Annotated in this window: 26 protein-coding genes; 15 read left to right on the top strand and 11 right to left on the bottom strand. The window is 70.7% G+C overall.

Features of this window, described 5'->3' with window-relative positions; translation table 11 throughout:
- The first annotated feature begins 4 nt into the window (after window positions 1-4).
- Entirely contained in the window at window positions 5-487 is a 483-nt protein-coding gene (locus ACQPXB_RS41880) for a GNAT family N-acetyltransferase (protein WP_366579691.1), read from the top strand.
- Between the two features lie 14 nt (window positions 488-501).
- On the opposite strand, the gene ACQPXB_RS41885 is transcribed toward ACQPXB_RS41880, so the two are convergent.
- Complete coding sequence (locus ACQPXB_RS41885; RefSeq protein ID WP_366579693.1) at window positions 502-984, bottom strand: hypothetical protein; 483 nt, start codon at window positions 982-984, stop codon at window positions 502-504.
- Window positions 985-1,333: 349 nt separating this feature from the next.
- On the opposite strand from ACQPXB_RS41885, the gene ACQPXB_RS41890 reads away from it, so the two are divergent.
- The 6 genes from ACQPXB_RS41890 (at window position 1,334) to ACQPXB_RS41915 (ending at window position 6,140) form a co-directional block, all read left to right on the top strand.
- Complete coding sequence (locus ACQPXB_RS41890; protein ID WP_432857013.1) at window positions 1,334-2,260, top strand: diacylglycerol/lipid kinase family protein; 927 nt, start codon at window positions 1,334-1,336, stop codon at window positions 2,258-2,260.
- A gap of 274 nt (window positions 2,261-2,534) precedes the next feature.
- Complete coding sequence (locus ACQPXB_RS41895; RefSeq protein ID WP_220247091.1) at window positions 2,535-2,789, top strand: WhiB family transcriptional regulator; 255 nt, start codon at window positions 2,535-2,537, stop codon at window positions 2,787-2,789.
- A gap of 615 nt (window positions 2,790-3,404) precedes the next feature.
- Entirely contained in the window at window positions 3,405-3,788 is a 384-nt protein-coding gene (locus ACQPXB_RS41900) for a PadR family transcriptional regulator (protein ID WP_366579695.1), read from the top strand.
- Window positions 3,785-4,744: a permease prefix domain 1-containing protein gene (locus ACQPXB_RS41905; RefSeq protein WP_432847398.1), complete on the top strand. Its 960-nt coding sequence runs from the start codon at window positions 3,785-3,787 to the stop codon at window positions 4,742-4,744. The genes ACQPXB_RS41900 and ACQPXB_RS41905 overlap by 4 nt, the downstream gene beginning before the upstream one ends.
- On the top strand, window positions 4,744-5,418 hold the full coding sequence (locus ACQPXB_RS41910; RefSeq protein ID WP_432847400.1) for a VC0807 family protein: 675 nt from the start codon (window positions 4,744-4,746) through the stop codon (window positions 5,416-5,418). Before ACQPXB_RS41905 ends, ACQPXB_RS41910 begins: the two co-directional genes overlap by 1 nt.
- Entirely contained in the window at window positions 5,415-6,140 is a 726-nt protein-coding gene (locus tag ACQPXB_RS41915; protein ID WP_432847401.1) for an SDR family NAD(P)-dependent oxidoreductase, read from the top strand. Before ACQPXB_RS41910 ends, ACQPXB_RS41915 begins: the two co-directional genes overlap by 4 nt.
- Here ACQPXB_RS41915 and ACQPXB_RS41920 read toward each other — a convergent pair.
- Window positions 6,127-6,828: a MerR family transcriptional regulator gene (locus ACQPXB_RS41920; RefSeq protein ID WP_432857016.1), complete on the bottom strand. Its 702-nt coding sequence runs from the start codon at window positions 6,826-6,828 to the stop codon at window positions 6,127-6,129. The genes ACQPXB_RS41915 and ACQPXB_RS41920 overlap by 14 nt on opposite strands.
- A 113-nt stretch (window positions 6,829-6,941) precedes the next feature.
- Here ACQPXB_RS41920 and ACQPXB_RS41925 point away from each other — a divergent pair, with 113 nt between their 5' ends.
- A complete protein-coding gene (locus ACQPXB_RS41925; RefSeq protein ID WP_432847403.1) occupies window positions 6,942-8,156 on the top strand; it encodes an erythromycin esterase family protein in 1,215 nt (404 codons plus the stop codon).
- Here ACQPXB_RS41925 and ACQPXB_RS41930 read toward each other — a convergent pair.
- On the bottom strand, window positions 8,153-9,673 hold the full coding sequence (locus tag ACQPXB_RS41930; protein WP_366579704.1) for a sensor histidine kinase: 1,521 nt from the start codon (window positions 9,671-9,673) through the stop codon (window positions 8,153-8,155). The two genes, ACQPXB_RS41925 and ACQPXB_RS41930, sit on opposite strands and share 4 nt — an antisense overlap.
- Window positions 9,674-9,871: 198 nt before the next feature.
- On the opposite strand from ACQPXB_RS41930, the gene ACQPXB_RS41935 reads away from it, so the two are divergent.
- Entirely contained in the window at window positions 9,872-9,946 is a 75-nt protein-coding gene (locus ACQPXB_RS41935) for a 50S ribosomal protein bL37 (RefSeq protein WP_098515123.1), read from the top strand.
- A 104-nt stretch (window positions 9,947-10,050) separates the two neighbouring features.
- On the opposite strand, the gene rsrA is transcribed toward ACQPXB_RS41935, so the two are convergent.
- Window positions 10,051-10,377: a mycothiol system anti-sigma-R factor gene (gene rsrA, locus ACQPXB_RS41940; RefSeq protein ID WP_432847405.1), complete on the bottom strand. Its 327-nt coding sequence runs from the start codon at window positions 10,375-10,377 to the stop codon at window positions 10,051-10,053.
- Window positions 10,374-11,000 carry a sigma-70 family RNA polymerase sigma factor gene (locus ACQPXB_RS41945; RefSeq protein ID WP_220244018.1) on the bottom strand — a complete coding sequence of 209 codons (627 nt, stop codon included), beginning with the start codon at window positions 10,998-11,000 and terminating at the stop codon, window positions 10,374-10,376. The genes rsrA and ACQPXB_RS41945 overlap by 4 nt, the downstream gene beginning before the upstream one ends.
- A gap of 189 nt (window positions 11,001-11,189) precedes the next feature.
- Here ACQPXB_RS41945 and ybaK point away from each other — a divergent pair, with 189 nt between their 5' ends.
- Window positions 11,190-11,666, top strand: coding sequence for a Cys-tRNA(Pro) deacylase (gene ybaK / locus ACQPXB_RS41950; RefSeq protein WP_386954756.1), 477 nt, complete (start codon window positions 11,190-11,192; stop codon window positions 11,664-11,666).
- Window positions 11,667-12,346: 680 nt separating this feature from the next.
- Here the strand turns inward: ybaK and ACQPXB_RS41955 are convergent.
- Window positions 12,347-12,955, bottom strand: coding sequence for an alpha/beta hydrolase family protein (locus ACQPXB_RS41955; RefSeq protein ID WP_366579710.1), 609 nt, complete (start codon window positions 12,953-12,955; stop codon window positions 12,347-12,349).
- Complete coding sequence (locus ACQPXB_RS41960) at window positions 12,955-13,704, bottom strand: SOS response-associated peptidase (protein WP_366579711.1); 750 nt, start codon at window positions 13,702-13,704, stop codon at window positions 12,955-12,957. The genes ACQPXB_RS41955 and ACQPXB_RS41960 overlap by 1 nt, the downstream gene beginning before the upstream one ends.
- Before the next feature lie 113 nt (window positions 13,705-13,817).
- On the opposite strand from ACQPXB_RS41960, the gene rsgA reads away from it, so the two are divergent.
- The 3 genes from rsgA to ACQPXB_RS41975 all read left to right on the top strand — a co-directional run bounded on the left by rsgA (window position 13,818) and on the right by ACQPXB_RS41975 (window position 16,796).
- Complete coding sequence (gene rsgA, locus ACQPXB_RS41965; protein ID WP_432847409.1) at window positions 13,818-14,828, top strand: ribosome small subunit-dependent GTPase A; 1,011 nt, start codon at window positions 13,818-13,820, stop codon at window positions 14,826-14,828.
- A 157-nt stretch (window positions 14,829-14,985) separates the two neighbouring features.
- Window positions 14,986-15,873: a hypothetical protein gene (locus ACQPXB_RS41970; RefSeq protein ID WP_432847411.1), complete on the top strand. Its 888-nt coding sequence runs from the start codon at window positions 14,986-14,988 to the stop codon at window positions 15,871-15,873.
- A gap of 152 nt (window positions 15,874-16,025) precedes the next feature.
- On the top strand, window positions 16,026-16,796 hold the full coding sequence (locus tag ACQPXB_RS41975) for a hypothetical protein (RefSeq protein ID WP_432847413.1): 771 nt from the start codon (window positions 16,026-16,028) through the stop codon (window positions 16,794-16,796).
- Window positions 16,797-16,808: 12 nt separating this feature from the next.
- Here the strand turns inward: ACQPXB_RS41975 and ACQPXB_RS41980 are convergent, their stop codons facing one another.
- Window positions 16,809-18,341: an FAD-dependent monooxygenase gene (locus ACQPXB_RS41980; protein ID WP_432847415.1), complete on the bottom strand. Its 1,533-nt coding sequence runs from the start codon at window positions 18,339-18,341 to the stop codon at window positions 16,809-16,811.
- A 51-nt stretch (window positions 18,342-18,392) separates the two neighbouring features.
- Between ACQPXB_RS41980 and ACQPXB_RS41985 the strand changes: the two genes are divergently transcribed.
- The gene (locus ACQPXB_RS41985) at window positions 18,393-19,109 is read left to right on the top strand and encodes a TetR/AcrR family transcriptional regulator (protein WP_432847417.1); all 717 of its coding nucleotides are present in this window, start codon (window positions 18,393-18,395) and stop codon (window positions 19,107-19,109) included.
- A gap of 341 nt (window positions 19,110-19,450) precedes the next feature.
- On the opposite strand, the gene ACQPXB_RS41990 is transcribed toward ACQPXB_RS41985, so the two are convergent.
- The gene (locus ACQPXB_RS41990; RefSeq protein WP_366579722.1) at window positions 19,451-19,942 is read right to left on the bottom strand and encodes a DUF6912 family protein; all 492 of its coding nucleotides are present in this window, start codon (window positions 19,940-19,942) and stop codon (window positions 19,451-19,453) included.
- Window positions 19,939-21,345 carry a WS/DGAT/MGAT family O-acyltransferase gene (locus ACQPXB_RS41995; protein ID WP_386954737.1) on the bottom strand — a complete coding sequence of 469 codons (1,407 nt, stop codon included), beginning with the start codon at window positions 21,343-21,345 and terminating at the stop codon, window positions 19,939-19,941. The genes ACQPXB_RS41990 and ACQPXB_RS41995 overlap by 4 nt, the downstream gene beginning before the upstream one ends.
- A 34-nt stretch (window positions 21,346-21,379) precedes the next feature.
- Here ACQPXB_RS41995 and ACQPXB_RS42000 point away from each other — a divergent pair, with 34 nt between their 5' ends.
- Complete coding sequence (locus tag ACQPXB_RS42000; protein ID WP_432847420.1) at window positions 21,380-22,141, top strand: TrmH family RNA methyltransferase; 762 nt, start codon at window positions 21,380-21,382, stop codon at window positions 22,139-22,141.
- Here ACQPXB_RS42000 and ACQPXB_RS42005 read toward each other — a convergent pair.
- Window positions 22,134-22,517 carry an HAD-IA family hydrolase gene (locus tag ACQPXB_RS42005; RefSeq protein ID WP_432847422.1) on the bottom strand — a complete coding sequence of 128 codons (384 nt, stop codon included), beginning with the start codon at window positions 22,515-22,517 and terminating at the stop codon, window positions 22,134-22,136. The two genes, ACQPXB_RS42000 and ACQPXB_RS42005, sit on opposite strands and share 8 nt — an antisense overlap.
- Between the last annotated feature and the right edge of the window lie 14 nt (window positions 22,518-22,531).

Consider the following 22,531-nt stretch of genomic DNA (forward strand, 5'->3'; position numbering starts at 1 on the left):
ACCCTTGCCCGACCCCCGCATCCGGCGGATCCGGCCCGAAGACGTCGACGCCGTGGTGGAACTGGTGTACGCGCTCGCCGAGTTCGAGCGCATGCCCGAAGAGTGCCACCTCGAGGCGCCGCAGCTGCACAAAGCGTTGTTCGGTCCCGCGCCGGCGTTGTTCGGCCACGTCGCGGAGGTGGACGGGCGCGTCGGCGGGTTCGCGTTGTGGTTCCTGAGCTTCTCGACGTGGCGCGGCGTGCACGGCATCTACCTGGAAGACCTGTTCGTGCGCAGCGAGCTGCGTGGCTCGGGGCTGGGCAAGGCGCTGCTCGCGGCGCTGGCCGCCGAGTGCGTCGAGCAGGGGTACGAGCGGCTGGAGTGGGCGGTGCTGAACTGGAACCCGGCGGTCGGGTTCTACCGGGCGCTCGGCGCGCTGCCGCAGGACGAGTGGACCACCTACCGGCTCACGGACGCGCCGCTGAAGGCGCTCGCCGCCGAAAGCTGACGCGGCCGGACACTTCAGTCGCGCTCGTGGCGCTCGCGTTCCTCACGGCGCCCGGCGAGGCCACCGCGTTCGGCTGCTTCTTCCTCCGTCTCGCCTTCGCGCAGGCCGAGCGCCCACGCGCGGGCCGGGCGGCGGAAGAGCAGCACGAGCGCCGCGAGGCCGCACACGCCGATCGGCACACCCCACGCCGGCTGGCCGGACGGGCCGAGCACGTACCAGCCCACGCCCATGAGCAGCAGCGCGACCACGACCCCGGGCGAACGCGCCCACTGCCGGCCGAGGACCAGCCCGGCCGACGCGGCCAGGAACGCGATCGCCAGCACCGCGTAGGTGCCGAACTCGGCCCAGATGTTGTTGCCCGGCTGCGAAGGTTCTCCCAATCCGCGCACGAGGATCACGACGCCCAGCACCAGGAGCCCGAGACCGGGCAGCGCGGTGAGGATCCCGGCCAGCCGGACCTCGAACGGGGTGGGCGGCTGGTTCTCGTCGAGCGACACGGCTGCGGCCTTCCAAGCTGCTTTGCGGGAGCACAGCGACCCGACCTGCACGGGTCACGGTGGGTGAGCAGTTTCGATCGTATGCCACCCGGTCGGCCGTTTTCGCGGGGCGCCGGGCACGTGAAAATCGGGGTTGTCGTCGATGAGCGGGCGGTCGGCCCGGGTGCACTTGTCACGACGAGCGGATGTTCGCCGTACGCAAGGGAGGATTGCCCGCCACAGGGTCACCGGACGCAGTACTGGCGCATTCCTCCGAGGCGGTTGCGGCCTCGTTCACCGTGCTGAGCTTCGCGTCACCTTGTGCCGTCGAAGGTTCTCGCGCCGGGTGAACGTCACCTACGCTGCGGAAGTGCGCGCCATCCTCGTCGTGAACCCGCAGGCCACCTCGACCACCGCCGGTGGCCGGGACGTGCTGGCGCACGCGCTGGCCAGCCAGCTGAAGCTCGACGTCGTCGAGACGGACTACCGCGGCCACGCGATGGCCGTGGCGCGCTCGGCGACCCGCGACGGCTTCGACCTGGTCGTGGCCCACGGCGGCGACGGCACGGTCAACGAGGTCGTCAACGGCCTGCTCGCGGATTCCACCGGAAACCCGGGCGAGCTCGGGTGCGTCCCGATGCTCGGCGTGGTGCCCGGCGGCTCGGCCAACGTGTTCGCGCGCGCCCTCGGCCTTCCCGTGGATCCCGTCGAGGCGACGCACCAGCTGCTGAACGCGCTCGAGAACGACCGGCGCCGGCGCATCGGCCTCGGGCTCGCCGACGGACACTGGTTCACCTTCAACGCCGGGCTCGGCTGGGACGCCGACGTGGTGGGCCGCGTCGCGAAACGCCGGGGCAAGGAAACGAGCGCGGCGCTCTACCTCCAGGCCTCAGTGCGCTCCTACTTCCGGCCGCCGCTGGGCCGGCCGGCCCTGACAGTGCGGATCCCGGGCGAAGAACCCGCCGAGGTCGTGACCGCGTTCGTGTCCAACACCGATCCGTGGACCTACCTGGGTGATCGCGCCGTCCACCTCAACTCGGGTTGCTCGTTCGAGACGGGATTGGGCTTGTTCGCGTTGAACGGTCTGCGGTTGCCCACCGTGTTCACTCATGTACGCCAAGCTTTGCTCACGAAGAGCGACCAGCACGGGCGGCACCTGGTGCGCCACGACGACGTGCCGATGATCCGCATCGACGCAGCTGAACCGGTGAACTTCCAGGTCGACGGCGACCTCGTCGGGCAGCGGACGCGAGTGGAATTCCACAGCGTTCCGGATGCACTCACAGTAATCGTGTGACGGTCCGACCACTGATCGCCTGCGGCAAAGTGCATTTTGCCGCTCGTCGACGCAGAACCTCCGCTCACCGCATCGCGCTTCCGCCGGGTGGTCCGTTTCAGACAGAAACCGCAGGTCAGAGGCGTCGCTCGGCCGGGTGAGCTGACTCACCGATCTTCGGGAAACCCTTGTCGAACGCGGTGCTTCGTGAAAGCATTCACAAGCACCCAAAAACACGACCGCCATGACGACTGTGGCGCGGCCCTCCCGCGCCGCTATGAAGGAGCTCACGAACATGGACTGGCGCCACGACGCGTCCTGCCGAGACGAGGACCCCGAGCTGTTCTTCCCGGTGGGAACCAGCGGTCCGGCTCTGCTGCAGGTCTCCGAGGCGAAGGCCGTGTGCCACCGCTGCACCGTCGCTTCCGACTGCCTGGCCTGGGCTCTGGCCAGCGGCCAGGACGCCGGCGTGTGGGGCGGCATGAGCGAGGACGAGCGACGCGCGCTCAAGCGCCGCCGTACGCAGATCGGCACGCGTACCATCGCCTGAGCCTGAAGGCTCAGAAGCACCAAACCCTGAACTGGATTTGTCGCAGGGGACTTTTCTTGTCCCCTCCGCCTGCGACTTGGGGCGATACCCATCCGGTTTAAGCGTAACAACCGAGGTGAAACCACCCGCACCCGGGTGCACTGCACCTCACCAGGACTGAACAAGTCCTCCCGCGGAACGTCGTGAGGGCCGGTACCGATTCGTTCGGTACCGGCCCTTCGGCATGTCAGGGTTCTTTTGGCGCGCACGGTTCGTACCGTCCCGCCCGCGGCGATGGCGGGACCGTCGCCACATCCCTTGAGCGCGTCGTGGCGTCTTCGCCGCGCCCTCTTCGGCGCCGCCGGCCCATCACCCGCCGTCCGTTGTGGACTGACCCCGCCGCCCGATTGCCCTGGGGTAGAAGATCTTTCGCGTTTCGCCCTTCCTCGCGTCGGCGTGAACTCGCTCCGCCGACCGAGTTCCCGGTGAGCGGTTACCCGACGGTTGAACGTTTCCCGAACGAATCCTGAACGGGACGCGACCCACCCCTCGCCGCACCCCTCTCTCACACACCCTGACACCTCGCACAGCATTGCCGTTTGACGATACTGTGTCTCACACACTATCGTGGTGAGCGTGAAAGACACCGACTTGCTGGACGCGCATCGGCAGGAGCTGTGGCGGGGGACGGTCGTGCTGGCGAGCCTGCTGGCACTGCAGAAGCCCGGGTACGGCTACGGACTGCTCGACGCACTGGAGCGCGCGGGGGTGCCCGCGCCGGCCAACACGCTGTACCCGCTGTTGCGCCGCCTGGAGGCTCAAGGGCTGCTGACCAGCGAGTGGGACACCTCGGGCACCCGGCCGCGGAAGTTCTACCGCACGAGCCGCGACGGGCTGCAGCTCGCGCGGGAGCTGCAGAAGGAGTGGCGCGCCATCGACACCGCGCTGAGCCGGCTGGACACCGAAGCGGAACCGGAGCCGAACACCGAAGCAGACACCGAACTGGGGGAACAACCATGAGCACCACACTCACCGACCGATACGTGGCCGCCACCGTGCGGCACGTCTCGGGCAAGCACCGCGGCGAGATCGACCGCGAGCTGCGCGCCGCGATCGCCGACGACGTCGAAGCCCGCGTCTCGCTCGGGGAAAGCCCGGGCCAGGCCGAGTACGCGGCACTGGCCGAGCTCGGCGACCCGGCGCAGCTGGCGACGCGGTACGCGGACAAGGCGACCGTGCTGATCGGGCCGGCCACCTACCCGAACTACGCCAAGGCGATGCGGTTGCTGAGCGCGACCGTGCTGCCGATCACCTACCTCGTGAACGCGATCGGGCACTGGGTGCGCGGCGAAAACGTTGCGGCGGCGATCTTTTCGCCCCTGGGCGTGACGCTGACCGCCGCGGTGTACCTGTTCACGGGGGTCACCGTCCTTTATGTACTCGTCGATCGGTTCGGCAGCGAGCGCGGTCCCGGGGAACCCGACGAGGATTGGAAACCCGACCAGCTCCCGTTCTCCGACGCCACCGCGACCACCGCGTGGAACGAGGTCGTCAGCGGGATCGTGCTGGCGGTCCTGCTGGTGGTGGCGCTGTTCGTGCAGCGCTCGGCCCTGCTCGTGACCACGGCGTCCGGCACACGGGTTCCGGTGCTCGACCCCGCGTTGTGGGGGTTCTGGGTGCTGTTCTTCGTTGTCGTGCTGGTGCTTTCGCTCGCTTTGGCGGTGGCGAACCTGCGCCTGGGCCGCTGGACGCTCGCAACGGCCGTCGCCGGCACTGTGCTCATCCTCGCCGCGACGGGACCGCTCGCGTACCTGTTCCTCGAAGCGCGCGTGCTCAACCCGGCGCTCGGCAACGTCTTCACCGCGACCGGCAGCTGGATCGGCTGGCTCGCGCTGGTCGTCCTGGCCGCCGTCACCGTCGCCGTGCTCGCCAAGACCTGGCGCCACCGCGACCGTCAGCGGATCGAGGTCCGATGATGGCCACGCTCGCCCCTCCCGAAAAGCCCACCACTCCCCCGGAACTGCGCCGGGAGCTGATCGTCAACCTCGCCATCAACCTCATCGCCCCGGCCGCACTCTTCTACGGGCTGCGCGCACTCGGCGTGAACCAGTGGCTGGCGCTGCTGGCGGGTGTGGTCGCGCCGGCCGCGCGCGCCGTGCAGACCGTGGTCACGAAGCGGCGCGTGGACACGCTCGCGGTGTTCACGTTGAGCATCCTGGTGCTGAGCGTCGCGACTTCCTTCCTGTCCGGCAGCCCGCGGTTCCTGCTGGCCAAGGACGGCTGGATGACCGCGGCCGCCGGGCTCTGGATGCTGGCGACGCTGCTGCGGACACCGTTCCTGTACCAGGTGCTGCGGTCGTTCCTCGGCCAGGCGGCGCGGGAACGCATGGAGCGGAACTGGCTCGGCTCGCCCACCTACCGCCACGTGCTGCGCGTGACCACCGCGATGTGGGGGGTGGTGCTCGTGCTCGACGCCGGGGTGCGCGTGGTGCTGGCGTACGCGCTGCCGGTGGACCGGGTGCCGTTGATCAGCGGGCTGCAGTACGTGGCGGTGTACCTCGCGCTCGAGGTCGCCACGCGGGTCTACGCCCGGCGCAAGAGTGTCGCCGCCGCGATCGCGGCCGAAGTCGGAGAGGAATCGTTGCCATGACCGTCGTTCTGATCACCGGGGGTTCGAGCGGTATCGGTGCCGCCGTGGCGCGGCACTTCGCGGCCGAGGGCGCGCGGGTGGTGGTGGCCGACGTCGACGAGGCCGCCGGCGCTGAGGTCGCCGCCGAGGTCGGGGGCCGGTTCGTGCGCACCGACGTCACGCGGCCCGAGGACAACGAAGCTGCCGTGGCCGCGGCGGTGGCCGAGTACGGCGGGCTCGACGTGGTGCACCTCAACGCCGGCACCGGCGGCGCGGGCGGGCTCGACGACTTCGACCTGGAGCGTTATCGCCGCACGTTGGCGGTGAACGTCGACGGCACGATGTTCGGCCTGCGCGCCGCCGTCCCGGCGCTGCGGGCTCACGGCGGGGGCGCGATCGTCGTGATGTCGAGCCTCGCCGGCATCTCGCCGGCGACGTTCGACCCGGTGTACTCGGCGAGCAAGCACGCGATCATCGGGCTGGTGCGGTCGCTGGCCCCGGCCTGCGCGGATTCGGGGATCACGCTCGACGCCGTGTGCCCGGGGTTCGTGGAGACGCGGATGATCGGCGGGCTGAAGGACACGCTCGTGGCGAACGGCTTGGCCGTGGCTTCTCCGGCGGAAATCGCGTCCGCCGTCGCAGCGATCGCCGCGGGCGAGGGCATCGGGGACGCGTGGATGCTGCAGGCCGGGCGGGCACCGGAACGCGTCGAGTTCCCGGTGGTCGAGCTCAGCCAGGTGTGACCGAGTCGCGCAAGGTGAGGTAGGCGTCGAGCTGGGCGGCGCCGCCGAGCAAGGCGCGGCTGCGGGCGGCGAGCCGGTGCTGCCAGGCGTCGAGGAAGGCGCTCAACGCATCGGACCCGCCCGCTTCGCGCAAGGACTCGAGGAACTGCGCGACCTGACGCAGCAGGTAGCCACCGCGGCGCAGCTGCCGGGCGATCTCGGCGTCGCGGACGCAGTCCGGGCCGTATTCGCGGTAACCGGTGGCCCGGTCTCGTTCGGGGCGAAGGATTCCCTCGGTTTCCCAGGCGCGCAGCGTCGCCGGGTGCACGTCGAGTCGGCGGGCGAGCTCGCCGACGGTCAGCGGCGGGCCGGGGAACGGCGCCGGAGCCGCGGACAAGGTGCCCAGCGCCGTCGCGACCTCGGTGCGGGTGTCGCGTTCGGCGAGCAGGGCGACGTGCGCGGCATCGATGAGCCGGTAGGCGGACTCGGTGTCACCGCGGTGGATCGAGCGCATGATTTCCACCGCCGGCTGGTGCGCGTGGCCCGCCCGCAATGCGAGGAACGCCCGCAGGGCCTGCGCGTGCAGCGGCGTGTAGCGGCGGTAGCCGGTGTCGCTGCGTTCGGTGGGCGGGAGCACGCCGGCGTCGTCGTAGTTGCGGACGGCTTGGGCGGACAACCCGTGCTCCCGGGCGAGGTCGATCGGTCGCAGGGTGAACCTCCGTTTGAGGCTTTGAGTCTTGAAGACCAGGTGAATCGCGGCGAAGTTTCCCTCGATTCTTCAACGATACGGTCGAGGACAGGTTTCTCGGGAAGGGGTTATCCATGTCCACCGCCACCACCCTGCGCGGGATCGGCCGCGAAATCGGCGACGCGGCGAGCCTGGGCCGCGCCGTCGACGAACTACTCGCCGGGGCCGCGCCCACGCTGCTCGCGCTCGGCGAGCCGACGCACGGGATCCGCGCGTTTCCCTTGCTGCGCAACGAACTTCTCGCCCTCCTCGCCGAGCGGGGCTACCGGTCGATCTCGCTGGAGATCGACGTCTTCGCCGCGTCCGTGGTCGACGACTACGTGACGGGTGGCGCCGGCGACGTCGACGAGGTGCTGGAAACCGGCTTCAGCCACTGGTTCGGTCGCGTGCCGGGCAACCGGGAGCTCGTCGAGTGGCTGCGCGAGCACAACGCCGGCCGCGCCCCCGAGGACCAGGTGCGGTTCCACGGCTTCGACGCGCCGACGGAAACCACCTCGGCGCCGAGCCCGCGGCGCGCGCTGACGGCCGTGATCGACTACCTGCCCCCGGCGTTGCGGCCGGCCTCGATCCACGACGTGGACGCGTTGCTCGGCGAGGACGACGACTGGACGAACGAGCAGGCCATGTACGACGCGGCCGCGTCCATCGGCGGCTCCGATCGCGCCCGCGCGTTGCGGATCGTCGCGGACGACCTCGCGAGCGCCCTGCACCGCGCGGCGCCCGTGCTGCAGCCCACCGACCCGGCCGGGTACCGCCTCGCCGCCGCGTACGCGCGCACCGCGGTGGGCCTGCTCCGCTACCACGCGGCGATGGCGTTCGCCGCGCCCGATCGGTTCGGGACCCTGCTCAGCCTGCGCGCCGAGATGATGGCGGAGAACCTGCTCGCGATGGTCTCCCAGGAGCGGGACCGCGGTCCGAGCCTGGTGTTCGCGCACAACGTGCACCTGCAGCGCGTGCCGTCCACCATGCAGATGGGCCCGGAGGAGGCGTCGTGGGGCAGCGCGGGTGCGCTCGTCGCGTTGACGCTGGGCGAGGGCTACGTCTTCGTCGCCACCGACGCGAACCCGCACGCGGAACCCGGCACGCTCCAGGGCGAGTTGGCCGCGGCGACCACGCGTCGCGCCTTCTTCCCGGCGCCGGCCCTGCGTGCGGCGCTGCCCGCGTCGACCGGTACGGGCGAGCCAATCCTGCCCGGCCACCTGCCGCTGAGCCCCGCCCAGCTCGACGGCGCCGACGCCGTGATCTTCGTGGCCGACACCGACGGGCAGCGCGTCGAGTACTGGCGTTAGAGCCGGCGGGAAAGGGGGATGCGCAGCGCGGCCTCGGTGCCCGGCACGCGCGCGCCGCTGGCGTCGGTGCGCACCTTGCGCAGCGACAGGGACCCACGCAGTTCCGATTCCACCAGCGTGCGCACGATCTGCAGGCCGAGGCCGTCGCTGCGTTCCAGCGAGAAGCCCGAGGGCAGGCCGCGGCCGTTGTCGCGGATGAGGACGTCGAGCCAGCGCGCGGAGCGTTCGACGATGATCTCGACCTTGCCCGGGCGGCCCTGCGGGAAGGCGTGCTCGATGGCGTTCTGCACGAGCTCCGTCAGCACCATCACCAGCGGCGTCGCGATCTCGGCGATGACGATGCCGAACGAGCCCTTGCGCGTGAGCCCCACTTGCGACTCCGCGGTGGCGACCTCGCCGACCATCGGCAGGACGTTGTCGAGCAGCTTGTCAAGGTCCACGCGCTCGTCGACGGAGATCGACAGGGCCTCGTGGACCATCGCGATCGACGAGACCCGCCGCACCGACTCGCCGAGCGCGAGGCGGGCTTCTTCGCTCGTGGTGCGGCGCGACTGCAGCCGAAGCAGCGCGGCGACGGTCTGCAGGTTGTTCTTCACGCGGTGGTGGATCTCGCGGATCGTCGCGTCCTTCGACAGCAGGGCGCGGTCGCGGCGCTTGACCTCGGTGACGTCGCGGACCAGCACGAGCGCGCCGGCCGCCTGGCCGGACGGGCGCAGCGGCAGCGCGCGGAAGAGCACCACGGCGCCGCGGCGCGAATCGGCCTCCGTGCGGGTGGAGGGCTTGCCGTCGAGGGCCTCGATGATGCGGTGGGAGACCTCGGTGGCGTCGAACGGGTCGCGGATCAGCGAACGCGTCAACGGCGCCAGCCGCTGCCCCACCAGGTCGGACTCGTGGCCCATGCGGTGGTAGGCGGACAGGCCGTTGGGGCTGGCGAACACGACGGTGCCGCTCGGGTCGAGGCGGATGAGACCGTCGCCGACGCGGGGGCTGGTGTGGGTGTCGGTCTGGTTGCCGCCCGAGGGCGGGAACGTGCCGTCGACGATCATCTGGCACAGGTCGCCGGCGCTGCCCAGGTACGCGATCTCCAGCGGGCTCGGCACGCGCGGCGCGGCCAGGTTCGTCTCGCGGCTCAGCACGGCGATCACCTCACCGCCGAAGCTCACGGGCACGGCTTCGCGGCGCATCGGCAGGTCGCGGTACCAGTGCGGGTCTTCCTCGCGGCCGATCTTCCGCTCGCGCACGGCCTTCGCCAGCTCCGGGTGCTCAGCGACGGTGAAGCGCGTGCCGACGACGTCCTCGGGGTGCGCGGTGGGCGCTGTCGTGGGGCGGGCGTGCGCGACGCACACGAAATCGCCGCCCTCGGGCTGCAGGTCCTTCGCGACGGGGACCCAGAGCAGGAAGTCGGCGAACGACAGGTCGGCCAGCAGCTGCCACTCCGCGACGACGGTCTGCAGGTGGTCGGCTGCCTCGCCCGGGAGGCCGGTGTTCTCGGCGAGCAGGTCGGAAAGCGTGGACACGAGCTACTCGGCGACCACGAGTGCGTGGTGCGCGGTTCCTCCGGTCATCCGCCCATCAAACCAGAGCGGGCGCCGATCAGCACGGGCGCCGCAGGTGAGCCGGGGCACGCATGACACACTGGAGCGGTTGACCCGAGCCCGGCAGGTGCTCCGGCACCCCGCACCCGGGCCATCCGGTGTGAATACGAGGAGTGAAGTATGTCGAAGCGCGCCCGCAAGCGTCGCGACCGCAAGAAGAACGGCGCGAACCACGGCAAGAAGCCCAACGCCTGATTCCGGCGTCCGGACGCGACACGGCCCCCGCACCAGCTGGTACGGGGGCCGTCGTCGTCTTCAGAAGACTGTCGCCTTCAGAGCTGTCGTGCTCAGAGCGTGGGTCACTCGCCGGTGCGCTGCTCGACGGTGATCTCGGTGCGCTCGACCGTCACGCCGCCACGGGTGGCCACGGTCTGGCGGATCGAGGCGCGCAGGCGGCGCTTCAGCTCCGCCGGCGCCAGGTCACCGCCGCACTTGCGGTGCAGCAGCTCCTTGATCTGCTCGTCGATGCCGTACTCCTCGAGGCACGGCGGGCAGTCCTCGATGTGGCGCCGCAGCTCGGCGTCACGCAGGGGGCTGCACTCCTTGTCGAGGAGCAGGTAGATCTCCGAAAGCGCCTCTTCGCAGCGGACCTTGTCCTCGGTCTCCGGCGCGTCACCCGTGCTCATCGCTTCGCCACCTCCTCGCGGTCACCGCGGATGAAGCCGCGCTCGCGCGCGACGTCGGCCAGCAGGTCGCGCAGCTGCGCGCGACCGCGGTGCAGACGGGACATCACGGTGCCGATCGGCGTGTCCATGATCTCGGCGATCTCCTTGTACGCGAAGCCCTCGACATCAGCCAGGTAGACGGCGAGCCGGAACTCCTCGGGCAGCTTCTGCAGCGCCTGCTTCACGTCGGCGTCGGGGAGGTTGTCCATCGCCTCGACCTCGGCCGAGCGCAGCCCGCTGGAGGTGTGACTCTCCGCCTTGGCGATCTGCCAGTCGGTGATCTCCTCGGTGGGCTGCTGCACCGGCTGCCGCTGACGCTTGCGGTAGCCGTTGATGTACGTGTTGGTGAGGATGCGGTACATCCACGCCTTGAGGTTCGTGCCGGCCTTGAAGGAGGCGAACGCCGCGTACGCCTTGAGGTAGGTCTCCTGGACCAGGTCCTCGGCGTCGGAGGGGTTCCGCGTCATCCGCATCGCGGCCGAGTACAGCTGATCGAGCAGGGGCATCGCGTCGCGCTCGAAGCGCTCCGCCAGCTCCAGCTCGTCGGCCGCAGTCTCCGGCGCGGTGTTCGGGGTGCTCGGCAAACCGTTCCCTTCCCGTTCGGCGTCGATGCGCTTCTGCGCATACGGCAACGCCGAGTTTACGCGGGGGCTCGGAAGGCCCTGCTCGGTGCTGCGCCTACGAGGGCGGGCAGTGGTAAGCGTCGTGGTCACGTTTCTTTCAACAGAACGTGGCGGGCGTCCATTCCCGAGACCTTCGTAGACTCCGATCCCATGGCGGGCAAGGGAACACCGGCGACGGCGCTGCTGACGAAACACAAGGTGGCGCACACGCTGCACTCGTACGACCACGACCCGCGCGCCGAGTCCTACGGCCTGGAGGCCGTCGAGGCCCTGGGACTGGAGGCGGCGCGCGTCTTCAAGACACTGGTGGCGGACGTCGACGGCAAGCTGACGGTGGGCGTGGTGCCGGTCACCGGGTCACTGGACCTGAAAGCCCTGGCCGCCGCGGCCGGGGGCAAGAAGGCCCGGATGGCCGACCCGGCGGCTGCTCAGCGGGCCACGGGGTATGTCCTCGGAGGAATTTCACCGCTGGGGCACCGCAGCCGCCTGCCGGTGGTGGTGGATTCGTCGGCTTCGGAGTTTCCGACCGTGTACTGCTCGGCCGGGCGCCGGGGTCTCGAGGTGGAACTGGCGCCTGGCGATCTGGTGCGGTTGACGGGGGCTGTGGTGGCTCCGATCGCCGGCTGAGGGCTTTCGCCGGGCCGCTTCACAGCTCCCGCCGGGTCACTTCACGGCTCCCGCCGGGCCGCTTCACGGCTCCCGCCGGGCCGCTTCACAGCTCTCGCCGGGTCACTTCACCGGTTGTGCCGGCCCGGTCTTCGAGGCTTCGGTCGCCGGCTGAGCGGTTTTCGCCGGGCCGTTTCGCCGATCGAGCCGCTGCTTGGCGGGTCTCGGCCTGACGCTCCGATCGCTGGTCGAGCGGCCGTCTGACGAGAGCGCTGCAGGTCCGGACCTCGAGGCTTCGCCGGCCGACTGCCGATTCCTCCGGGTCACTTCACCGATTGCGCCGGCCTACCTCACCGCCGGACAAGCCCCCACCCTCCCGGGGGCGTCCCTCGTTCCATTCTACCGGCCCCCTCCGACAAAACCGGGGGTAAGCCGCCACGAGGGCCGAGTTGTCCACAACTGCGGAAACCTGTGGACAACTGCCGTAACCCACTGCCGAGAGCAGGGCCACGACACACGGTCCGGCCCATTCAACCCACGCAAGGGCCAGCCCGCTCGCCACCACAACTCAGGACCGGGCCGATCGGCCATCACGACCCAGGCCCACCCACCACAGCAACCCATCACCGGGCCCACCGCCATCACAACATGACCGGCCTACCTGCCACCCCAGTCCATGAACAGACAGCAGCCATCACCTGTCAGAGGTGCGGCCTCAACACCCGCCCGAGCCACTCCGCCGCAGCGCGCGACACCGCGTCCAGGTCGGCCGACAGGGTGTGGTCACCCGAGACCATGACCACCTCGTGGTGCGGGCCCGCCGCGGGGCGGCCGAACGGGTCCCGCTCGCCCTGCACGACCAGGGTCGGCACTTCCACCGCGTCCAGCTCCGGCTGGCGCGTCTTCTCGGGCCGGCCGGGTGGGTGCTCGGGAAACGCCAGGCACAACACGGCCACGGCCTGGCCGGCCGAAGCAGTCCGGCAAGCCACCCGAGCGCCCGAAGAACGGCCGCCGAACACCAGCGGCAGGTCGTCGAAGTGTGCCGACAGCTCGTCCGCCACGGCCAGCCAAGCGGCGTCCAGTTGCTTCGCGGGCGCGGGAGCCCGGCGTCCCGCCACCCGGTACGGCTGCTCCACCAGAGCCACGTGCACCCCGGCCGCCTTCGCGGCCCGCGCGACCGCGACCAGGTCCTTCGCCCCGATTCCCCCGCCGGCGCCGTGGCCCAGCAGCAGGACCGCCGCGCCGTCCTTCGCGCAGTGGAGCTCGGCGCGTGCGGGGCCGTGGGGGGTGTCGATCTCGAGGGTGGTCATCAGAACAGCGCGTCCGAGTCCACCGAGGGTTCGGTGCGCGTGAGCAGCTGGGGGCCGTTGTTGCGGACGTTGTTGACCAGCGTGGAGATCGGGCGCAGTTCGAGCGACTCGACGAAGTCCGGCGGCGTCGGCACGAGCAGACCGTCCACGGCGGACTGATCGGGATCGAGCCAGCCGTCCCAGTGCTCGCGCGGGACGATCAGCGGCATGCGGTCGTGGATGCTCCGCAGCTGGCCCTCGGCGTCGGTCGTGATGATCGAGAAGGTGATCAGCGGCTGCTCGTCCGGCGAGCCGTCCTTCGGGCGCCAGCTCTCCCAGATCCCGCCGAACGCGAGCGACGCGCCGGACGGATCCGTCATGTAGAACGGCTCCTTCTCCTTGCCCGTGCGGCGCCATTCGAACCAGCCGTCGGCCGGCACCAGGCAGCGGCGCGACTTCAGAGCCCGTTTGAACGCAGGCTTTTCAGCCGCCGTCTCGGCGCGCGTGTTGATCATGCGCGAGCCGACGGAGGGGTCCTTCGCCCAGAACGGCACGAGGCCCCACTTCATGATCCGCAGCGACCGCTCGGCGGGCTCGTCCTCGAGCACCTGCCCGTCGGCGTCGCGGGGGTGGCGCTGGACCACGGTGACGACGTTCTTCGTCGGAGCGACGTTGTAGTCCTCGCGCGCGGCACCCTCGGTCAGGTCGACCGCGGCGAACTCGTCGATCAGCTTCGCGGGGTCCTTCGTCGCCGCGTAACGGCCGCACATGCCAGCCTCCTCGCACCTCTCAAGACGCCATCGTTACACGCAGGCCGGGCCGGGCGCGACCGGCATGGGATCATTTCGACCAGGCAGGACGGACCGGGAGGACGGTGGGCGGTTTGGCGCGAGGCGACTGGAGCAAGCTGGACGAATCCGACGTGCGGGTTCGCCCCGGCAAGGGCACCAGGCCCCGGACCAAACGCCGGCCCGAGCACGCCGACGCCGTCACCGCCATGGTGATCGGCAAGGACCGCGGCCGCTGGACGTGCGCGGTGGACGCCGACCCCGAACGCGTGGTCACGGCCATGCGCGCTCGCGAGATGGGGCGCGTCTCGGTGGTCGTCGGGGACATGGTCGCCCTGGTCGGCGACGTTTCGGGCCTGCCGGACACGCTCGCGCGCATCGTCCGCGTCGACGAGCGCACCAGCGTGCTGCGCCGCACCGCCGACGACACCGACCCGTACGAGCGCGTGGTGGTCGCCAACGCCGCTCAGCTGCTGATCGTCACGTCGCTCGCCGATCCCCCGCCGCGGACCGGGTTCATCGACCGCTGCCTGGTCGCCTGCTACGCGGGCGGGCTCGAGCCCGTGCTGTGCCTCACGAAAGCCGACCTGGCCAGCCCCGACGAGCTGCTCGCGAGCTACGCGGGCCTCGACGTGCCGGCCATCGTCACGCGCCACGACGAGAAGCCCGAAGGCCTGGCCGAACGCCTCGAAGGCCGCGTGACGGCGCTGGTCGGGCACTCCGGCGTCGGCAAGTCCACGCTCGTCAACCGCCTGGTGCCCGACGCCGCGCTGGCCACGGGCGTCGTCAGCTCCGTCGGCAAGGGCCGGCACACGTCCGTGGCGGCCATCGCGCTGCCGCTGCCCCTGGCGGGCGGCGGCTGGGTGGTCGACACGCCGGGCGTGCGGTCGTTCGGCCTGGCACACGTGACCGCCGACGACATCGTGAACGCCTTCGAGGAGTTCGCCGAGGCCGCCGAGGAGTGCCCCACCAACTGCGGCCACCTCGGCCCGCCGGAGGACCCGAACTGCGCGCTCGACGCCGTCGTCACCGAAGGCCGCGCGAGCGCCGAGCGGCTGGCGTCGCTGCGCCGGCTGCTGGTGTCACGGGCGGGTGGCGCGGAGTAGGCGGGAACCGGCGACGGTCACCGCGCGTCCCATGATTACTCCGCAGGTGGACGGCACATCGGGTGATTCGTCACCCAAATCGTGACCTGAAGGGCGTAACCGTTGCCCCGATCCAGCGATACTGCGGGTGGAGTAATGACCTTCATAGGGGGATTGCATGCGCAAAACCACTTTCGTTGTCGCTGCGGGCGCCGCGCTGGCGCTCGTGCTGACGGGCTGTGGGGCGAAGAGTGACAACGGCACAGCTTCGCCGACGGGAGCGAAGCCGGAGCTGGGCCTGGCCGCGCCGTTCTCGAACGTGATCGAGCTGGCGGCCGCGTCGAAGCAGGGCACGCAGAAGTCGAAGTCGTCGAAGATGTCGATGGAGATGACGTCGGCAGGCAAAACCGTCACCGCGCAGGGTGAAGCTGCGTATGGCGCACAGGGCACGACCTTCCACATGACGGTCAACGCGGATGGCGAGCAGACCGAGATGATCTTGGTCGACAACGCGACGTATTTGAAGATCCCCGCCGACCAGGCGACTCAGCTGGGCACCGACAAGCCGTGGCTGAAGATCTCGCCGGATGGCGACGACCCGATCTCGAAGGCGCTCGCCGGGAGCATGGCGCAGGCGGGCCAGCAGAGCGACCCGACCCAGCTGCTCGACCAGCTCTCGGAAGCCGGCAAGATCGTCAGCTCCGACCAGACCGAGGTCGACGGCCAGAAGGCCAACCACTACAAGGTCGACATCGACATGGTCAAGGCTCTCGACAAGTTGTTGAAGGCTGCGCCCGAGGCGACCAAGGCGAAGCTGAAGGAAGAGGCGCAGGGCAAGAACATCCGTATTCCGATGGAGATCTGGGTCGACAAGAACCAGTTGCCACTGCAGATCAGCATGGACGAGAGCGAGATGGTTAAGGAGATGGGCGGCAACGCCGCCTCTGCTGGAACCGGAAAGTTCGTCGTCAAGTACAGCGACTGGGGCACCCCTGTCACCATTGCCGCTCCGCCGGCCGACCAGGTCGCCGACATGGGCGAGCTGATCAAGAAGATGGGTGGCTGACCGCCCTGCGGTTGTTCGTTTGAAGGGGCGCCCCGGTTCGTCGGGGCGCCCTTCGCATTACTACGGGTAGTGCCGCTTCCCCCGAACGGGTCTTCGGGTGCGCCTGTGCTTTTGTAGGGTCTCTTTCCGCCGGTCAGGACGGGGTTTTCCGGATGCGCAGGACGGCCGTGGCGTGCGCCGCGCTGCTCGTGATCGGCGGGTGTTCGGCTTCGCCCGAGCGGTTCTCCGACGCGCGTGCCCTGGCCGACGCGGCCGTCGCGGCGACGAACGCCGGCCACTCCGCGAAGTTCACCACCGACGTCGCCGCAGGCGCCCTCGTGTCCCACGGCCAGGGTGAGGCCGTGTTCGGCCCCGGCGGCACGGCGCTGCAGATGACCACCGACTACGTCGGCGAGCCGCTGGAGCTGCGCCTGGTCGCCCAGACGCTGTACGCGAAGGTCCCCCCGAGCGCCCTCGACCAGGTGACGGGCCGCAAACCCTGGGTGAAGGTGTCGCCCGACGGCAGCGACCCGTTCTCCCAGGTCCTCGGCGGCAGCCTCGCGCAGCTCGCCGAGCAGAACGACCCCGCGCGGACACTCGAACAGGTCCGCACCGCGGGCACGCTCACGTCCAGCGACGCGACGACCCTCGACGGCACCGACGCCGCCCACTACCGCGTCGACGTCGACCTGGCCCACCTCGGCGCCGAGCTGCCCGCGGGCCTCCCGGCCGACGCGCAGCTGGGCGACACGAAGGTCCCCCTCGACCTGTGGCTCGACGGCGAAAACCGGCCCCTGCAACTGGTCCTCGACCTGTCTCCCGTCCTGCGCGGTGCCGGCGGCCAGGGCAGCGCCCGCATCACGGCGCGCTACTCGGCGTGGGGCGCGCCGGTGAACGTCACGGCCCCGGCGGCGGACCAGGTCGGCACGCTCGTCGGCGGCTGACGCGCGCGGTCCTCAGGCCACCGGCGCGTGGTCGGGTGAGGACGCGCCCGCCCATTGCTGCAGGGCCGAGGCGAGACCGGCCGGGTCGGGCGTGTCCGTGGCCCAGGCGACGACACCGTCCGGGCGGAGCAGGAGGCCGGCCGGGGCGGCAGAACCGTCGGGAACGGTCGTGACGCGAGTGGACCACGGCGCGGTGAGGCGCGAGAAGGCGCCGTCCGGAGTCCGGTCGAGCAGCACGAACCCGCCGGAGTGGGCGTGGTCGGCGAGGCGGGAGCCGTCGGAGAGCCACACGTCCGGGGCGTAGCGGCCGATCAGCGGGTGGTCGCCGGGAAGGTCGACGCGCTGGGCGACACCGGAGATCTTCTTGACCGCGTGGGTGGCGCCGTCGGGGGTGGCGAGCAGGTCCGCGACGACGGTGCGCAGCGCGGCCGACTTGGCGTCGCCGCGCAGGACGCCGATCTGGGCGCGCGTCCAGTCGAGGACCCAGGAGCCGAGGGGGCGGCGTTCGGCGTCGTAGGTGGCGAGCAGGCCGTCGGGCGCCCAGCCGGCGATGACGGCGCCCAGTTTCCAGCCCAGGTTCATCGCGTCGCCGACGCCGAGGTTGAGCCCCTGGCCGCCGAAGGGCGGGTGGACGTGGGCGGCGTCGCCGGCGAGGAACACGCGGCCGCGGCGGTAGGCGGCGGCCTGGCGGGTGTTGTCGGTCCAGCGCGTGGCCGTGCCGCGCAGGGCGGTGAGGGTGACGTCGGTGCCGGAGACGCGGCGCAGACTGCTCTGCACCTCCTCCAGCGTGACGGGCGCAGTGCGGTCGGCGGGCCCGCCGTCGAACTCGACGGTGGTCACGCGGCCGGGCTGTGGGCCGCAGCGGTAGGCGCCCGCGGCCGACCACACCCAGCCGTCGGCGAGCTTCTCCGGGTCGGCGATGTCGGCGACCGCCAGCCGCCCCGTGAGCTCAGGCGCCGTGCCGGGGAAGTCGATGCCCGCAAGGCGGCGGACCGCGCTGTGCCCGCCGTCGCAGCCCACCAGCCACGCCGTGCGCACCGGGCCGGCCGTGGTACCCACGACCACGCCGTCGCCGGTGTCCTCGAGCGACGTCACCTCCGCCCCCCGCCGCACCGGCACGCCGAGCCGCGCGACGTGCTCGGCCAGCAGCGCCTCCAGCTCCCGCTGCGGCACCAGCCGCGCGCCGTCGACGGCGGTGTGGGCGGCGAGGTCGGGATCGGCCCAGTCGACGAGGTCGGCGTCGAGCACCATGCCCGCGAAGTGGCCGGTGAACCGCGGCCCGTCCCGCTTCTCGACCAGCCGCGCGAACGACCCCACCTGCCCGAGCATCTCCCGCTGCACCCGCTCGGCCGCGGGCAGCAACCCTCGCCGGTCGAGCGCCTCGGCCGTCGGCACGTTGATCGCACCGGCCTTCACGGCCCCGTCCGGCTCGGCCAGCCGCTCGAGGACCTGCACCTTCGCCCCGGCCAGCGCCAGCTCCGCGGCGAGCACCAGGCCCACCGGCCCAGCCCCGGCCACGATCACGTCCACGCGCTCATCAGACACGAACAATGTTCTACTTACGAACGTTGTTCGTGTCAACTACGCTGATCCCTCGTGAACCCCCGCGAGCGACGCGCGGCGCGCCACCAGCCGCCGACCCTCCAGGCCGACACCCGACCACGGCGCCGCCACAAGACACCGATCGTGGAACAGGTCATCGACACAGCGCTCGAGGTGATCGCCCGCGACGGCTACGAGGCCCTGACCATGCGCCGCCTCGCCGACGCCCTGGACACCGGCCCCGCGTCGCTCTACAACCACGTCGTCAACAAAGCCGACCTCGGCGACCTGCTCATCGGCCGCCTCTGCTCGCAACTCACGCTCCCCACCCCGTCCGCCGACGAGTGGCGCCACCAAATCCGCGACGTGTGCGAACAACTACGCGACCAGTACCTGAAATACCCCGGCATCTCCGCCGCCGCCTTCGCCATGGTCCCCACCGACCTGCAAGCCGTCCGCATCAACGAAGGCCTACTCGCCATCCTGCTCACCGGCGGCGTCGCCCCCCAGCCCGCCGCGTGGGCCATCGACGCGCTCCTGCTCTACGTCGCGTCCTACTGCCTCGAACTCTCCATCGCCCACCACCACTCCCCTCACGACGACACCACCTGGGTCCAAGACCGCGACGAACTCCGCCACCGCCTGGCATCCCTACCCGCCGCCCAATTCCCCCACACCACCCGCCACGCCACCGAACTCACCGCCGGCGACGGCCACTCCCGCTTCGACTTCACGGTGACTCTGATGATCAACGGCCTAACAACCCACTAGCAAGCAACAAAACGCACTCGACACACCTCCGTCCACAACAGACAGAAGCAACCTCACCCCAACCCCCACAAGTGGGCGGCCTCTCCGCCATCTCGTCGACCTGGCGCAGCCCAATCACGCCGTGTCAAGGGGGCACCCTCCACACCCCCACACCCGCCCCGCCCACCCAACCCGCCCCCTTGACGCGGCGTGATAGCCCTTGTGGAGGTCGACGAGATGGCGGCAGGCCACCCACGAACGCGACGTCCCCACCCACCCCACCATCTCGGAGACCTGCCCGTCCGGCGAGGACACTCTTTTCTTCTTTAAAACCCTCGACCCCCCCCCCAAAAAAAAAGGGACTACATCAACTCCAACAAAAACGGCAACTCCTGCGGCGCATACCAAGCCAACTCATGATCCTCCGCATCCCCCAGCACAAACTCCGCGTCCTCATCCCCCAAATCCGCAGCATCGATCACCGCCGCAGCCGCCGCAACCGCGTCCGCCGCCTCGGCGGAATCCACATGAATCGCCGCAATCTGCGAGAGGGCAACCGGCCCACCCAACCGCACAACAGCAGCATCAAGATCCGCCCGCAACGTCACCCCGTCCACATCAGCGGACACCACCGCCCGCCGAGGCTCGCCCTTCTCCTCGGCATTGATCAACCGCAGCGACGCCCGCGCAGCGTCCAGCAACGCTGCATATTCCAGCTCCTCATCAGAGCCACTCACATACGCCTCCCGCAGCGCGGGCGTCAACGCGAACGCCGTCCCACTGCGAGCGCGAAACTCGCCGTTCGACTCGAGTTCGCGGAGCATCGCGATCGTCGCCGGAATGTAGACCCTCACCAGTGCGCACCCTTCAGCTCTTCCAACGCTTCTTCGATCATCCCGCCGAGCAGGTCGACGTCGAACGCGGCCTTGCGGTCGCCGTTGAGTCCGAAGTAGACACCGCCGTGGTAGGACGTGACCCCGATCGCCAGCGCCTGGGTGCGCATCAGCGGCATCACGGGGAACATCTCGATCAGTTTCGCCTCACCCGCGTACACCGGCTCCTGCGGCCCCGGCGAGTTGGTGATCATGAGGTTGAAGATCCGGCCCGACAGCGAGCCGCCGGCCCGCGCGCCGAGCGAATGCAGCGTCGCCGGGGCGAAGCCGCTCACCTTCAGCAGGCCGCGCGCGGCGACGGAACGGCCGGAGTCGAGGTGCTCGGTCATCGCGTGGCCGACGTGCTGCAGCCGCAGCACGGGGTTCGGCTCGCCCACCGGCAGGTCGACGAGGTAGGCCGCGACCTGGTTGCCGACCAGCGCCGGGGTGGAGTACTCGGCCGTGTCCTTGTCGCGCACGGCCATGGGCACCAGCGCGCGCACGGTGGCCGTCGACGTGAGGTTCACCCCGCGCGAAAGGAGCCATTCGCGCAGCGCGCCGGTGATCGCGGTGAGGATGACGTCGTTGACGGTCCCGCCGTGCTCCGCGCGGATCTTGCGGTAGTCCTCCAGCCGCGTGCGCACCACGGAGAACAGCCGGCCGCCGGACACGCGCACGTTGAGCGGGCCCTGCGGCGCCGGGTTGACGACCGTGCGCAGCGTGGACGCCACGTCGCCCAGCGTCTCGGCGACCTTGCCGACCGACGTCAGCGCGTCGTTGGTGGCGGAGCGGACGTTCTCCACGAGCTCACCGGGGCGTTGCACGGCCTCGCTGACGGCGTCGAACACCAGCTGCGCGCGGCTCGGCTCGCGCCGCGGGGTCCAGGTGTCCTCGTACGGCTCGGGCGGCGCCGGGGCGTCGTCGAGGATGAGCTGGCCGAGGTCGATGGTGCCGATACCGTCCACAACGGACTGGTGCGTCTTGGTCACCAGCGCCACGCGGTCGCCGGTCAGCCCCTCGACGAAGTAGGCCTCCCACAGCGGGCGCTCGGGCGCGAGCCGTCGCGACATCAGGCGCGCGACCAGGTCGAACAGCTGCTCGTCGGTGCCCGGCTGGGGCAGGGCGGAGCGGCGGACGTGGTAGTTGAGGTCGAAGTCGACGTCGTCCACCCACACGGGCCGGGCGAGGTGCCCGGGGACGTCGAGCACGCGCTGGCGGTAGCGCGGCAGGAACGGCAGGCGCGAGCCGATGAGGTCGAGCAGCTGCGCGTAGTCGAACCCGCTGCGCGGGCGCTCGAAGATCGCCACGCCGCCGACGTGCATCGGGGTCGCGTGGTCCTCGACGTACAGGAACGAGGCGTCGAGCGCGGACAGGCGGTCGGGCATGAGCCGATCCTTACACAGTGCGAGACTGACCGGCGTGGGTGATGAGGCGGAGGTTTCTCCGAAAGACCGGTTCCTGACCGTTTACGGGCGCAAGCCGGTGCTCGAAGCGCTGGCCGACGGCGGTCTGCAGGTGGACAAGGTCATCCTCGCCGACACCGCCCGCGGCCCGGCCGCCGCCGAGATCCAGCGCGCCGCGAGGGACGCCGGGGTGCCGGTGCAGCGCGCGAGCGCGCACCGGGTGAAGGTGCTGGCCGGCAACGGCAAGCAGGACCAGGGCGTGCTGGCCGACGTCGTCGCACCGCGGATGCGCTCGCTCGCCGCCGCGCTGGACGACCGCCGCCCGCCCGCGCGGGCCCTGCTGCTCGACGGCATCACGACGCCCGCGAACGTCGGCATGATCCTGCGCACGGCCACCGCCGCCGGCCTGGAAGGCGTGATCGTGCCGCGGCGCGGGGTGGCCGCGTTGGATCCGATGGTGGTCAAGGCTTCGGCCGGCGTGGCGTTCCGCGCGCCGGTGCTGCGGTGCGGCAGCGCGCGTGAGGCGGCGGAAATGCTGACTGACGCGGGGTACGGCCTGTACGCGCTGAGTGCGTCGGGCAAGTCGACGGTGTTCGACGTTGCGCTGCCGCAGCGGGCGGCGTTCGTACTGGGCGGGGAGACCGAAGGCGTGGGCGCGGCCGTGGCCGAGCTGGTGACCGAGTGGGTGTCGATTCCGATGCCCGGCGACGTCGAGTCGCTCAACGTCTCGGCGGCGGCCGCGGTGCTGTCGTTCGAGCTGGTACGCCGGGCTAGCTGAAGAGAGCGGCCAGCTCTTCGAGGGTGTCCGCCATCGTGACGTGGTGGATGGCGACCATGCCCGCCTCCGCGGCGCCGCGGACGTTGCGGGCGGCGTCGTCCACGAACGCGCAGGTGGCCGCGGCGAGGCCGAGGCGCTCGGCGGCCACGAGGTAGATCTCGCGGTCGGGTTTGGCGACGCCGACTTCGCCGGAGAAAACCAGCGTGTCGAAGTAGTCGGCCAGCTCGTGCCGGACGGCCGACGTGGCGCCAGGCGCGTTGGAGACCAGCCCGGTGCGCGTGCCGCCGGAGCGGATGGCGCGCAGGTAGTCGTAGAGCAGGTGGGCGTCGGGGTCGGTGAGGACGCCGGCGTAGTCGACCAGCAAGCCTTTGAGCACGCGCTCACCCTAGC

It is taken from the genome of Amycolatopsis sp. CA-161197 (assembly GCF_050942255.1).
Classification (GTDB): domain Bacteria; phylum Actinomycetota; class Actinomycetes; order Mycobacteriales; family Pseudonocardiaceae; genus Amycolatopsis.